Genomic DNA, 13,663 nt, shown 5'->3' with positions numbered 1-13,663 from the left:
CCTACCGAGGCCGTCGGAGGTTCCCGCACGTGCCGGGTTCGGACAACCAGCGGCGCGGCAATATGAATACATACTATTAGGCTTGGACGCCCGCTGCTTAACGTCTGCCTTGCGTTTCTTGCGCCTCGCCAAGCTCATAGCTTGACCAATCGTGACTTCGCACCGCGCCCGCTACCAGCGACATAACTAACCTTGATACCAGCCAAGTTTTTGGTCAGCGGATGGTCAGCGTCTCGCAGTGCTTTGGCGATGCTCTCTTTCCACAGGCTGTCGCTCAGTTCCAAGTCCGCTTTGATTTTTGCCACCCTGTATTCACCTGGAGACTGGTTCAGCATGTATGCCAACAGTGCCTCGTGGGCTGAACCTCTACGTATCTTCGGCTTCTTCTTGCGCGTCCCATCGAGAACAAAGTCCCACTCTGTCGTCCGGATGTGCGGCATTTCCGCTTTGATCGCTGTTAATACGGCTTCTCCCACGACCCCCTCGGGCAGCACAATAAACACATCTGTCGGCAAACAGTTCCCAGCACTGTCGACCACCTTTCGACACTGAACCCGATTTATGGCTTGAATGACTGACACTGAGATTTGGCGATTTTGCATTTCGCGGCGCACGTCTGAGTGCTCCTCGAACGCGGGTTCGTCGAACCATTCGTCTTCTTGTCTTCCTCGAAACGCCATGAAGGTGTTGTTGGCCCAGATCGGGTCGCGGAATGATAGACCGAAGAGAACAGCTACATCACAATCCTTCCAGTCATTGCGCCCATCAATGGCCCCCCAGTGCCCTATGTCGAAGCTTGCGAACTTCGGGACGAATGTCTTGGCGAAAGGTTCAACCGCCTTGTGACAGCAGAGGAAGACCTTACGGTCATCCGATAGCCTGCCTTCGAGGTCCTCAATGAGCCTTGGAATGCGGTCCTTGTGGTGCTCAAGCATTGCCCCCTTTCCGACACCCTTGCTTCGGGCAACATGCAGGGTGACGTTTTGGTAAGACCTCGCATCGGCTGGCACCGGGTAGACCAGAGCCTTCTTCTCAAAAAGCCTCCAAAGGAAGTTTTGCGTTGCCGTCGCATCCATAACGACTGCGCCGGGTAGGTCGTCTGGGACCACAAGACTTGCGAAGTTAAGAGTGTTTTCGTCTCCGACCCTGGCATAATAACCCCAGTTTGCCATCACGGCTTCGACGCTTCTCAGCGTTTCATCGACCTTATCCCGAAGGCGATGCCGGTCAGCGCTGCTCTCCTTTCCAAGGACGGACTTGTCGTAGCTGTGGTTCCAGAGCGCCTCCCTCAAACCATCCATCTTGTAATACGGAGGCATCGCCATCGTCCCCCGCCATGCCATTTTCGTGGAAGTCAGTCCCGAGTTTGGGTTTTCCGATATGATCTTTGATGCGCGGTTGAAGATGTCGTGCACTGTTTCAAGCGCCGAAACCTGGCTTCTGTAGGCGAGTTTCGTCTGCTCAGGTATTAGCCCCAGAGCTTGCGATATCGATGATGACTTGACCTGGCTTTCCTCGACCATGTTTGACAGAGCTTCATCGATAACGATCAATTCCCGCTGGCCATACCTCCAGATTGCATACTCTGACCACCTGTCGGCTTTGCCTTCCGCATGCGCCTTTACGGCATTGATAAACGCCTGATGGGTGATGACCAATATTGCTGATGACGCCATGCTCAGCGGCTGCGGTCTGCTCTCAGAGTGGCTGGCCATAGCTACTTCAGCACCAGCTAGGCTGTTCACTCTCTCGACCACTTCGTTGCACTGAGCGATCAACTGGGTGACAACCAGCATTCCCGTCTTGCCCGCGTCTTCCATCGTGGCATTTTGCGAAGCCAGCATCGCGGCGTAGACGCACAGGCCTTGTGTCTTTCCTGTCCCGGTAGGAGGCTGCAAGACCCGCCAAGTTCTACCTTCGGGTTTTCCATGCGATGTTATCGCCTCACCGAACCCAGACCCCAGTTGTCTCCATACGGCCCTGAGCTGTTCGCTTGAAGAGTTCCCTAGGGTTTCGACCCAGTGCTTTTCCATCTGCTGCACAAAGACGAGCGGTGATACCGGTGAGCCCACGGTTCTTTCCTTGGTCTGAAAATAGGGGGGTGAACGCTCTATTAGAGGAAGACGAAAAGTTCATCCACCCATTACCTGACGTTCAATATCGACACCCCGCCAGACGACTGCCATAGGCTTTCAAAAACTCGGTCAATCGTGGCTTGAGGCAGCTTCACAGCCCCCACTTAACCAGCGCCGCCTCTGCCTTCGCCGGGTCTTGAGCAATCCTGATCACTGCGTTCCGGTTGACGCCCGTTGCCTTTGCTATGGCCGAATGACCCTGACCAGCATTCAGCATCGCCTTCACCGTCTCGAAGCTGGCCCGGTCGAAGGTTGGCTTGCGTCCCTTGAATTTCTCCGGGGAGGCAGCCTTGTGGTGCTCTATACCGGCCCTCTGGGCTTCCTTAGTGGCTTCTGCCTGTGCCTCTGCCATTGCAGCCATAAAGCCAATCAGCGCGTCTCTGATGGCCTTCTGCGTCGGGTCCTTGGTCGTGCCGTCGAAGACCATACTGTTGATCACGGTCTTGATCGTCACCCCCCTGTTGATGAACTCCCTGATAGTGTCGGTTACGTCCTGATAGTTGCGGCCAAGTCGGTCCACCCAGCGGACCACCAGTGTGTCGCCCCCGCGCAGAAGATCGAAGAGACGCTTGCCGCCTTCCCGGTCTGCCAGCCTGGTGGTCACCCCGGAGGTGCCGTGATCGGTCACCACCTGGTCAACCTCAAAGCCAGCCTTGCGGGCTTGTTCAAGCTGGTGGTCGCTGGTCTGCTCGGTTGTGGAGACGCGGACATAAAGGATGGTCTTGGACATGGGGTCACCTGTTCTCAGAGCTTCTGTTCACATACATGATATGTTCACAAGGACAAGTCAACCACAGTGAACAGGCTTTTTGTGTCCGCCTGAGATGTTCTTTGAGGTATGCCCTTGTGAACGACTGGCGACTTCCGCGACATAAAAAGCGACTGATGACGCATTCTTGCCCGTCGTGGCTTTGACCCAAGTGTTCGAAATCGCCGATCCCAAAGAGCAGGGATCATCGAGAGTTAGGTAGCCCCAAGAAAAACGATCGAAAACACCTCACCAAGAACTTCTTGCAGTGATGGAAGGCACTCATCGCGGTCTTCTTCTGGCGGATACGTGAATCTTCTCAAGTCCCTGTAGTGGCGCTGTTCTGGCAACCAGACTGTCTTGATGAATTATGACTGTGTATAGTCCTAATCGAACTTGATCGGTTGGCTAAGTAGGCAGCCCAAAGAGGCCAACCTCAGTTGATTATCTGACGTCTAGACCTTCTATCTCCAAAGTGTCAGACTCAACTGGGAGGACAGGCTTCTTGGGAGCAACCGAGCGGTCACAATCGTGCTAACTATAAGTGATGATGCGGGTAAGAACTTCAAATGACTTTTGATCTTTCACTGAAAGACTTCCGAGGATTCCATAATCAAGGGTATGTTCCGGTTCGTCCGATCACCATTCTGGTGGGCGAAAATAGTGCGGGGAAAACATCATTTTTGGCCGGTATGAAGTATGTGCAAGACTTCTTGTCCAACCGAGCCGAGCCTAGTTTCAATAGCGATCCATTTCAGCTAGGAACATTCGATCAAATTTCACATTTTCGCGGCGGACGCGGTGGCCGCGCATCGCAGTTTTCCATATCGTTGCGCCAAAATATGCAAATGAGGAAATCCCGCTCTACCGACTTATCTGGAAATTATTCAGTAGAACTAAAGTTGTTTTTCAATAGCGTTGACTCACACGCAGCTGTGGTTAAAGCGAGTATTTCAACAGGTCGCGCAGGGCTTGAGGCATCCATTGTCTCCGACGGCATACAGATAGCCCACGTCGGGGAAAATAATGAGCGGCATGTCTTGGATGAGCCATCTTTTGCCCCTGTGGTCGCAAAGGTTGAATTTGCACGATATTGGCCATTTCTAATCCGGGACCTCAAATTCCGGCTTAGACACAGAACAGAGGGGCAGAGCGATTTTCTCTCATCAATCGAGAATGAAATCTCGATGCTCTCCGATCTTGCTGAAAGTCTAGTTCGTAGAACAAGGGGTGTTATTGAAGCCACTTCAGCAATTCGGACAAGACCTCAGAGGACTTATACTCCTGGAACGGAGCGTGAGGATGGGGAAGGTTCTCACGTTCCTTACGAAATCGCCAAACGCTATCGTGCTAGGGGGCAAAACAAGGATGAATGGAGCTCAATAAGGGGCACAATTGAAGATTTCGGAAAACAGTCCGGTATGTTTAAGGAGATTTCGGTCAAATCATTTGGACAAACCGCGAGTGATCCATTTCAGCTACAGTTTTCCTCAGGTGGTCCGAAGATGAACTTGGTTGATCTTGGATACGGCGCAAGCCAAGTTTTACCGATCTTGTATAGTATCGCTACGGGTCAAAGAGGAGGCTACTTTTTGGTTCAGCAACCTGAAGTGCACTTGCATCCACAGGCACAGGCTGCTCTTGGACAGTTCATCGTGGATTCTCAACAAAGAACTGGGCTTCAATTCGTTCTTGAGACGCATAGTGACTTTATCGTTGATAGAGTTCGCAGGGCCATAGCCAATAAGCAGTTAAGGCAAGAAGACGTTTCAATTCTTTTCTTTGAGCGGGATAGACTAGAAAACAAGATAACGGAAATTGAATTGGACGAATTAGGGGAGCCGGTCAATCCTCCAGAAACATACCGCTCGTTCTTTATTGGTGAGCAGATGAAGATTCTGGGGCTATAGGTGCCAATAATTATTGATGCAAATCGCGCTAGTGACTTCTCACCGCCGCATGCTGCTCATGCGCCTGAAATTCTGAGGCGAGTAGCGGACAAGCGAATGAAGGTGATTGTTGGCGGTAGACTGCTTAGAGAACTTTCTGAAACCAAGTTAAGAGGCCTATTACTTGAATGGATACGCTCTGGTCGGGCCATGCGGTTGGATAATACCGCAGTTGATGCCGAAGAAGCAAACATGGCAGCCCGAGCGATTTCTTCAGATGATCCTCATATTCTGGCTTTGGCAGAATTGTCGCATTGCCGATTAGTCTATACTGACGACCAGAATCTTATTAGCGATTTCAAAAATACGAATTTTCTTAAGCCCAAAGGAAAAGTAGTCAAATCAACTACCAGAGGACCTGTCGCCGCCTCACTTTTTGAGAAACATCGCGGTTAACGATTTTGGCAGGGCTGCCGTCCAGCTGAAGCTTTGAAATGAGGCTTATGAACTGCCCGGCGACGAAAAGGCACCCCAATGGGGGGCGCCGCGCAGGCGTTATATCAATTTGGGATAGACAGATTTTTCCAATGAAATAAATGAAGTCCCCGAGGGTAGCCCGAAGCTCAATGTTAGTGACAGCTTCTCGTATCTGGACCGGTGGACAGATGCCCGACTGTTATGAATAGTTTCACCTAACCAGTGGAGATGTAAGGAGGGAGACTGGCTGTTTTGTTTTTTAGGCTATGAAGCGGAAGCATTCACCTGACACGCCTGCCGCTAGAGCCAAACAAGTCACTTGCGCCACTCAATCAACCTCGATGCGCGGCAGCTTGCAGATTTCCCGGTATAGCGTTTCGACCGGATATTCACCGTAGTCTTCCCCTGCGGTGCGTCCAGCATGGCCTTGGATGGCCCCGAGATATTCTGGGGCGATATCCGCATTTCTACCCACCGTCTTGAACCTGTGTCGCCACGCATGGTTTGGCTGGATGCGTTCATCAGTAATTCCGGCGCTTTCCCTCACCCAGACAGCGATCTTGTCTCTGGCGTTGCCTGAGCGTTTCACAGCCTCTGCAGGGGTTGATGGCCCAGAGTGGAATAGATAGCCGCTCTTTGCGTTTCTGATGAAGTCCAAAAGGCCGATCTCCTGTAAGTGAGGATGGACCGGAACGACCCTATACATACCCGCCTTAACGCTTCCGGCTTCCGGTGTGATGGTGAGTTGCGGAATGCCGTTTACGACGGTCAGGTCTTCCTTGCGAAGCTGAGTGATTTCACCCGCCCTCGCTCCTGTGTAAGCGCATATCCAAGGGACCCAGCGGCATGCCAGCTTGTTATGGTGCGCCATGTTCGATGACTGTTCGAACACTTTGTTCGCGGCGGACAAGACGCGCTTTGCCTCTGCTTCGGTAAAGCCAGAGGACCGTGATTTGACCTTCGGGGGAATTTTCACGCTGACGCTTTGCGCCGGGTCGCTGTCTATCAGGAACTTGGAACGGGCCAACCGGAAGACGGTCTTGACAGCAGCAAGGTATTTCCCGCTGACCGTTTTGGGGTTGAGACCCTTTTCGTGCCGCAGATGGTCTGTCCATTCGGAGATTTCTCGCGGGGAGATGCGATCAACTTCTTCATGCCCCAGATATTCTTTCAGGGCGTCCAGCTTCTGCTGGAAGTCCTTGACCGTGTTTTCCGATTTGCCATTGGCAAGATGATCTTTCTTCCACCTGTGGAACAGGTCTGAGAGTGTCGGCCCCGATGATGGTTCTGAGAGCTTCTTTTCGGGCGACCATTCCGGGAACCGATTGGCGTCGGGGTCGGGTGAGAAGTCGCCCTGTGACCGCTTGTGCTGTTGTTCCGTCGCTTGCTCCCATGCGCGCTGGGCTTCCTTAAGCAGACGTGTCCTGCTCGACGGGTCCGTCGCAATACCTTTTTCGATCAGCAGTTCGTCAACCGTCGGACCATACCATTGCTCAAGCGCCTTGTCGTTGTCGGCTGCCTGTGCGTTTAACCGGCTAACCTGTTCCCAGACCGAAGGTTCACCGGGTTCAATGTCCAACGTCGCCATGAGGCGCTGATAGACTTGACCTGCCAAGCTGACGATCTGCTTAAGAGGGAGGGGTTCAGGCTTGGCCCGCAGGGCTGTCCATCGGCGTTGTAGCGCCGCATACTCGGCTGCGAACCGCTCCTTAGCCTCCACAGGCTCTCTTGTTCGGAGCGACTTGGACACCTCTTTACGACCGACCGAAGCCACTAGGTCGGCAGGAACGCGCACGCGGATGTAGTAGATTCCGCTCTCAGGGTCTTTCACGGGACGGGGCATGATTAAGGTCACTGTGTAGGACTCCTGTGTAGGAGTCGACAAGCGGAATGCGCTGATTTCGCGCAAGTATTTGTGTTTGTTTGGGAAATCATGGTGCTGCTGGAGAGAATTGAACTCTCGACCTCTCCCTTACCAAGGGAGTGCTCTACCTCTGAGCTACAGCAGCGCCGTTCGTGGGCGGCTGATTAGACGCAAATCCGCGCGGGTGCAAGCGCAATCTGGACGGATTTTTCGCCCTGCTGTAGAGAGGGGGCATGGACCGCAAGACAACGGGCAAGACCCAGCCGAAAAAGGACGCCGGGCGCGATGCGCGGTTGAAGGCCGCGCTCAAGGCCAATATGGCGCGGCGCAAGGAGCAGGCGCGTGCGCGCGCGGGTCAGGACGCCCACGGGACGGGCAGGGATACAGGCAAAGAGGGGCAGGGCTGATGGATTCGATTATCGTGCGCGGGAACGGCGCGCTGAGCGGGCAGATACCGATCGCGGGCGCCAAGAACGCCTGCCTGACGCTGATGCCCGCCACGTTGCTGAGCGACGAGCCGCTGACGCTGACCAACGCGCCGCGGCTGTCGGATATCCGCACCATGTCGGAGCTGCTGCGCTCGCTCGGGGCCGAGGTCGCTTCTATGCAGGACGGGCAGGTCCTGGCGCTGTCCAGCCACAGGCTGTCGGGCACGCGGGCGGAATACGATATCGTGCGCAAGATGCGCGCCTCGATCCTGGTGCTGGGGCCGCTGCTGGCGCGCGAGGGCCATGCCGAGGTGTCGCTGCCCGGCGGCTGCGCCATCGGCGCGCGCCCCGTCGACCTGCATCTGCGCGCGCTCGAGGCGATGGGCGCCGAGATGGAGCTGAAGGACGGTTACGTGCACGCCAAGGCCCCCGGCGGGCTGAAGGGCGGGATCGTCGAATTCCCCTTCGTGTCGGTGGGTGCCACGGAAAACGCGCTGATGGCGGCGACGCTGGCGCGCGGCACCACGGTGCTGAAGAACGCCGCGCGCGAGCCCGAGATCGTGGACCTTGCGCAATGCCTGCGCCGCATGGGCGCACAGATCGAGGGCGAGGGCACGTCCGAGATCACCATCCAGGGCGTCGACCGCCTGGGCGGGGCGACGCACCCGGTGGTGACCGACCGGATCGAGCTGGGCACCTACATGCTGGCCCCCGCAATCTGCGGCGGCGAGGTCGAATGCCTGGGCGGGCGGATCGACCTTGTGGGCGCGTTCTGTGAAAAGCTGGACGCCGCCGGAATCTCGGTCGAGCAGACCAACAGCGGGCTCAAGGTCAGCCGCAAGAACGGGCGGGTACGCGCGGTCGATGTGACGACCGAACCCTTCCCCGGCTTTCCGACCGACCTGCAGGCGCAGATGATGGCGCTTTTGTGCACCGCCGAGGGCACCAGCGTGCTGGAGGAAAAGATCTTCGAAAACCGCTTCATGCACGCGCCGGAACTGATGCGCATGGGGGCGAGCATCGACGTGCATGGCGGCACCGCCACGGTGACCGGGGTCGAGCGGCTGAAGGGCGCGCCGGTGATGGCGACCGACCTGCGCGCCAGCGTGTCGCTGATCCTTGCCGGGCTGGCCGCCGAGGGCGAGACCATCGTCAACCGCGTCTACCACCTGGATCGCGGGTATGAGCGGGTCGAGGAAAAACTGGGCAATGTCGGCGCCCATATCGAAAGGATCTCTGGCCAGTGACGGATGATGCGCGGTTCGAGGACGGGCGCGAGACGCCGCTGAACCTGGGCGCCCTTGACGAGGACGACCTGAAGGTGATCTCGGCGCTGGTGCAGGACGCGGTGTTCCCGGCCTCGGAAATGACGTGGCGCCCGCGCGACCGGCGCTTTGCGCTGTTGCTCAACCGGTTCCGCTGGGAGGATCGCGGCCGCGACCGGCACGGGCCGGAGCGGGTGCAATCGGTCCTGGCGGTGGACAACGTGCAGAAGGTGGCCAGCCAGGGCGTGCCGCGCGGCGATGCCGACACGATCCTGTCGCTGCTGGCGGTCGACTGGCAGCCCGGCGACGCGCCGGGCGGCGTGCTGGAGTTGCAGCTGGCCGGCGACGGTGCGATCCGGCTGGAGGTCGAGGCGCTGGAGGCCACGCTGCGCGACGTGACGCGCCCCTATCGCGCGCCCTCGCGCAAGGCGCCGCATCACGACGGGTGACGGCGGCCCGGCCGCGCCTCCGGTTTCATGCTATACCCGGCAGGGCCTGCCATGCGGGCCCGCGCGATGCTTGGCCCTTGAGGGCGCCGGGCGTTCCAAGTATGGGTCGCGCAACGAAAAGGAGCCGCCATGCCCGTTCTTCTCGATGCCACCGATCCCGGTTTCGAAGCCGCCTTTGCCGTCCTTCTGTCGGCCAAGCGCGAGGACAGCGTCGATGTCGACGAGGTAGTCGCCGGGATCATCGCCGATGTGCGCGCGCGGGGCGATGCGGCGCTGATCGAACTGACGGCGAAATTCGACCGGCTTGACCTGACGCCGGATACGCTGCGCTTTTCCGCCGCCGAGGTGGACGCGCTGATCGCGCAGGTGCCCGCGCATGAGCGCGACGCGCTGGAACTGGCGGCCGAGCGCATCCGCGCCTACCACGTGCGGCAGATGCCGCAGGACCAGTCCTGGACCGACCCCGAGGGCGCGATGCTGGGCTGGCGCTGGACGCCGGTTTCGGCGGCGGGGCTCTATGTGCCGGGCGGGCTGGCCTCGTACCCGTCCTCGGTGCTGATGAACGCGATCCCGGCCAAGGTGGCCGGCGTCGAACGGCTGGCCATCGCGGTGCCCACGCCGGACGGGCAGGCCAACCCGCTGGTGCTGCTGGCGGCGCGGCTGGCCGGTGTGGACGAGATCTATCGCATCGGGGGGGCGCAGGCGATCGCGGCGCTGGCCTATGGCACCGCAACCATCGCGCCGGTGGACAAGATCACCGGCCCCGGCAACGCCTATGTGGCGGCGGCCAAGCGACGGGTATTCGGAAAGGTGGGGATCGACATGATCGCCGGCCCCTCCGAGATCCTGATCATCGCCGATGCCGATAACGATCCCGACTGGCTGGCGCTGGACCTGCTGAGCCAGGCCGAACATGACGAAAGCGCGCAGTCGATCCTGGTCACCGACAGCCCCGTCATGGCCAGGGCCGTCGGCGTGGCGGTCGAACGCTTCCTGACGACGCTGGACCGGCGCGAGATCGCGGGGGCAAGCTGGCGCGATTTCGGCGCCATCATCACCGTGCCCGATCTTGAGACCGCCGCCGCGCTGTCGAACCGCGTGGCGCCCGAACACCTGGAGCTGTGCGTCGAAGACCCCGATGCGCTGGCCGAAAAGATCACCCATGCCGGCGCGATCTTCCTTGGCGCCTGGACGCCCGAGGCGATCGGCGATTACGTAGGCGGGCCCAACCACGTGCTGCCTACCGCACGCTCGGCCCGGTTCTCGTCGGGCCTGTCGGTGATGGATTTCCTCAAGCGCACCACGCTGGCGAAGATGAGCCCCGGCGCGCTGGCGGCCATCGGCCCGGCGGCGGAAACGCTGGCGATTTCCGAAAGCCTCGAAGCCCACGGGCTGAGCGTGCGCGCAAGGCTCAACCGCCTGAACGAAGGGTAGGGGGCCGGGGGCAATGCGGGACCGGCCCCGGCCGTTGCCCGTCCTGAAACAGGCCCGGCCTCAGGCGAACGGATCGGCGGGGTAATCCACGCCTGAAAGATACAAGCCCTGCGGCGGGCAGACCGGGCCGCAGGCGGCGCGGTCGCGTGCCAGAAGCGCGGTTTTCACGTCCTCCGGCGCCCATGATCCCGCGCCGACCCGTTCCAGCGTGCCGACGATGGAACGCACCTGGTTGTGCAGGAACGACCGCGCCCGCAGGCGGAAATGGATCTCGGGGCCGTTGAAGCCCGGGCCTTCGGTGATGGCGATCTCGTCCAGTGTCTTGACCGGGCTTTTCGCCTGGCAGATGGTCGAGCGGAAGGTGGTGAAATCGTGATGTCCGATCAGATGCGCCGCGCCTGCGCGCATCGCACCGATGTCGAGCGGGTTCTTCACCTGCCAGACGCGCCCGGCCTCGTGCGTGGCGGGGGCGCGGCGGGTGAGCAGGCGAAACAGATAGTGCCGCCCCGTCGCCGAGAACCGCGCGTGCCAGTCATCGTCGACCCGCGCGGCGGCGGTCACGGCAACGGGCTGCGGTTTCAGGTGGTAATTCAGCGCCTCGGACAGGCGGAACGGCGCCCACTCCCGGCCCATGTCGCAATGCGCGACCTGCCCCAGCGCGTGCACCCCGGCATCGGTGCGGCCCGCCGCCGCGATGCGCGGCACCCCGGGCTCCAGCCGCCGCAACGCCGCCTCGAGCGCGCCCTGCACCGAGGGCTGGTCGTCCTGCCACTGCCACCCGGCGAAGGGGGCGCCGTGATATTCGATCTTCAGGGCATAGCGGGGCATCGGGTCGGTCCTCGGGTGATCGCCACCTTATGGCGCGGGATGTGGCAGGGTGCAATCGGGGCAGAGTTGGCGATGTTTGTGACACTCGAAACATGCACCTGCCCGGACCAGCCGCGCAGCGGCCCGGGCATCGCACGGCCGTCCCCCGGCCGGGCGATTGGCTGCCGCAAGTGCCACGGTCCGAGGGAGGAGATGGCGGCACGATAACATGCCAGTCACAGACCTCGAATCGCCCGACCGCGGCCACGCGATGCCCTTCTGTTGCAATCCGCCCGAACGGCGGGGCACCTACATGTCCCTGGCGATGGCGCGCAGCTGGAATTTCTGGATCTTCCCGGTCGAGGTCTTGGGCAGTTCCTGGAACACCACGTGTTTCGGCGTCTTGAACCCGGCCAGCCTGTCGCGGGCATAGGCGATCAGCGTGGCCTCGTCGGCGCTGTGGCCGTCCTTCAGCTCGACGAAGGCGCAGGGCACCTCGCCCCATTTCTCGTCCGGTTTCGCCACGACGGCACAGAGCAGCACGTCGGGATGCCCCATCAGCACGCCCTCGATCTCGACCGAGCTGATGTTTTCGCCGCCCGAGATGATGATGTCCTTGGCGCGGTCGGCGATCTGCAGATAGGTGTTGGGGTGCTGCACCGCGATGTCGCCGGAATGGTAATAGCCGCCGGCAAACGCCTCTTGCGTGGCCTGCGGGTTCTTCAGGTATCCCTTCATCACGCCATTGCCGCGAAACACGATCTCGCCCTGCGTGGTGCCGTCCATCGGAATGGGGGCGTGTTTCTCGTCCCAGACCTGCACCGGCTCCATGAAGGGCATGGCGACGCCCTGGCGTGCCTTGACGGCGGCGCGGTCGTCGCCCTGCAACCCGTCCCATTCGCCCTGCCAGGTGCATTCGGTGGCGGGCCCGTAGGTTTCGGTCAGCCCGTAGACATGGGTGACGTTGAAGCCCATCGGCTCGATCCTGGCCAGCGTGGCGGGGGCGGGGGGTGCGCCGGCGGTGAACACCTCGACCACGTGATCGAAATCGCGGCGGTCCTTTTCGGGCGCGTTGATCAGCGTGTTCAGGACGATGGGGGCGCCGCCGAAATGCGTCACCTTCTCATCCGCGATCGCGTCGAATATCGCATCGGCCCGGATGTCGCGGCAGCACACCACGGTGCCGCCCACCGCGGGCATCATCCAGGTGTGGCACCAGCCGTTGCAGTGAAACAGCGGCACGATGGTCAGGTAGCGCGGATGCAGCGTGATGCGCCAGCTGATGACCTGCCCCATCGCGTTCAGATAGGCGCCGCGATGGTGATAGACCACGCCCTTGGGCCGCCCGGTGGTGCCCGAGGTATAGTTCAGCGCCAGCGATTCCCACTCGTCCTCGGGCATGATCCAGTCGAAATCCGGGTCGCCCGTTTCCAGCAGCGCCTCGTATTCCATGTAATGCCCGTGGGCATGGACGCCGGCATGGTCGTCGGCCACCTCGATCACGATGGGGGCGGCGCCCTCCATCCGCTCGATCGCCTCGGCGGCCATCGGCAGGAATTGCGGATCGGCCAGCAGCACCCTGGCCTCGCCGTGATCGAGGATATAGGCCACGGTATCGGCCTCGAGCCGGGTGTTGATCGTGTTCAGCACCGCGCCGCAGGCGGGCACGCCGAAATGCGCCTCGGCCTGCGCGGGGATGTTGGGCAGCAGCGTGGCGACCACATCGCCCGGTTTCACCCCCAGCTTTTGCAGCGCCGAGGCCAGCCGCGTGACACGCTCGTGATACTGGGCGTAGTCGCGGCGCACCGGGCCGTAGACGACCGCCTCGTGGTCGGGAAACACCTGCACCGCGCGGCGCAGGAACGACAGCGGCGTCAGCGGCACGTAATTCGCCGGCGTCTTGCCCAGCCCGGTTTCGTCCTTCATCCAGCCCATGACGGTCCTCCCTTGCAAGATTGATCGCGGGCGTGCCGCCCGGCGGCCAGACTATTGCGTGACGGCGGGGAATGGAAAGGCCCTGATTGGGGCGGGAAAGGGAATGACGCGTGGGGGCGGTAAGTCTTTTCGCGGGGGTTGAGATCGGGTTGCCGGGCGGACCTGCCTTTCAAGAGGCTTGCGACAGAGGGCAGCGCACGGCCGCGGTCGGGCGATCCGACGCCTGTGGCAT

11 protein-coding genes and 1 tRNA gene are annotated in these 13,663 nt (G+C 60.2%); 6 read left to right on the top strand and 6 right to left on the bottom strand.

Annotated features, from left to right (window positions below; translation table 11 throughout):
* Positions 1-134: 134 nt before the first annotated feature.
* On the bottom strand, positions 135-2,072 hold the full coding sequence (locus F3H87_RS10720; RefSeq protein WP_149788749.1) for a DEAD/DEAH box helicase: 1,938 nt from the start codon (positions 2,070-2,072) through the stop codon (positions 135-137).
* A gap of 154 nt (positions 2,073-2,226) precedes the next feature.
* Positions 2,227-2,865 carry a recombinase family protein gene (locus F3H87_RS10715; protein WP_149788750.1) on the bottom strand — a complete coding sequence of 213 codons (639 nt, stop codon included), beginning with the start codon at positions 2,863-2,865 and terminating at the stop codon, positions 2,227-2,229.
* Positions 2,866-3,452: 587 nt separating this feature from the next.
* Here F3H87_RS10715 and F3H87_RS10710 point away from each other — a divergent pair.
* Positions 3,453-4,793: an AAA family ATPase gene (locus F3H87_RS10710; protein ID WP_149788751.1), complete on the top strand. Its 1,341-nt coding sequence runs from the start codon at positions 3,453-3,455 to the stop codon at positions 4,791-4,793.
* A gap of 96 nt (positions 4,794-4,889) precedes the next feature.
* Entirely contained in the window at positions 4,890-5,228 is a 339-nt protein-coding gene (locus F3H87_RS10705; protein ID WP_149788752.1) for a hypothetical protein, read from the top strand.
* A 349-nt stretch (positions 5,229-5,577) separates the two neighbouring features.
* On the opposite strand, the gene F3H87_RS10700 is transcribed toward F3H87_RS10705, so the two are convergent.
* Together F3H87_RS10700 and F3H87_RS10695 are read right to left on the bottom strand one after the other, a co-directional pair.
* Positions 5,578-7,104 carry a DUF6538 domain-containing protein gene (locus tag F3H87_RS10700; RefSeq protein ID WP_149788753.1) on the bottom strand — a complete coding sequence of 509 codons (1,527 nt, stop codon included), beginning with the start codon at positions 7,102-7,104 and terminating at the stop codon, positions 5,578-5,580.
* Positions 7,105-7,183: 79 nt separating this feature from the next.
* A tRNA-Thr gene (locus F3H87_RS10695) sits at positions 7,184-7,258 on the bottom strand.
* Positions 7,259-7,346: 88 nt separating this feature from the next.
* Between F3H87_RS10695 and F3H87_RS21815 the strand changes: the two genes are divergently transcribed.
* From F3H87_RS21815 to hisD, 4 genes are all read left to right on the top strand, one after another.
* Positions 7,347-7,520 carry a hypothetical protein gene (locus tag F3H87_RS21815; protein ID WP_188129223.1) on the top strand — a complete coding sequence of 58 codons (174 nt, stop codon included), beginning with the start codon at positions 7,347-7,349 and terminating at the stop codon, positions 7,518-7,520.
* Positions 7,520-8,788, top strand: a complete 1,269-nt coding sequence (gene murA, locus F3H87_RS10690; RefSeq protein ID WP_149788754.1) for a UDP-N-acetylglucosamine 1-carboxyvinyltransferase — start codon at positions 7,520-7,522, stop codon at positions 8,786-8,788. Before F3H87_RS21815 ends, murA begins: the two co-directional genes overlap by 1 nt.
* Positions 8,785-9,255, top strand: a complete 471-nt coding sequence (locus F3H87_RS10685) for a DUF2948 family protein (protein ID WP_149788755.1) — start codon at positions 8,785-8,787, stop codon at positions 9,253-9,255. The genes murA and F3H87_RS10685 overlap by 4 nt, the downstream gene beginning before the upstream one ends.
* A 129-nt stretch (positions 9,256-9,384) precedes the next feature.
* Positions 9,385-10,689: a histidinol dehydrogenase gene (hisD, locus tag F3H87_RS10680; RefSeq protein ID WP_149788756.1), complete on the top strand. Its 1,305-nt coding sequence runs from the start codon at positions 9,385-9,387 to the stop codon at positions 10,687-10,689.
* A 60-nt stretch (positions 10,690-10,749) separates the two neighbouring features.
* Here hisD and truA read toward each other — a convergent pair whose 3' ends face one another.
* Positions 10,750-11,517: a tRNA pseudouridine(38-40) synthase TruA gene (gene truA, locus F3H87_RS10675; RefSeq protein WP_149788757.1), complete on the bottom strand. Its 768-nt coding sequence runs from the start codon at positions 11,515-11,517 to the stop codon at positions 10,750-10,752.
* Between the two features lie 288 nt (positions 11,518-11,805).
* Entirely contained in the window at positions 11,806-13,431 is a 1,626-nt protein-coding gene (locus F3H87_RS10670; protein WP_149788758.1) for an AMP-binding protein, read from the bottom strand.
* Between the last annotated feature and the right edge of the window lie 232 nt (positions 13,432-13,663).

This window comes from Lutimaribacter pacificus, assembly GCF_900142185.1.
In the GTDB taxonomy this organism is placed as follows: Bacteria; Pseudomonadota; Alphaproteobacteria; order Rhodobacterales; family Rhodobacteraceae; genus Lutimaribacter; species Lutimaribacter pacificus.
The sequence above is the reverse complement of the archived record's forward strand: the minus strand, read 5'-3'. Positions and strand labels throughout refer to the sequence as shown.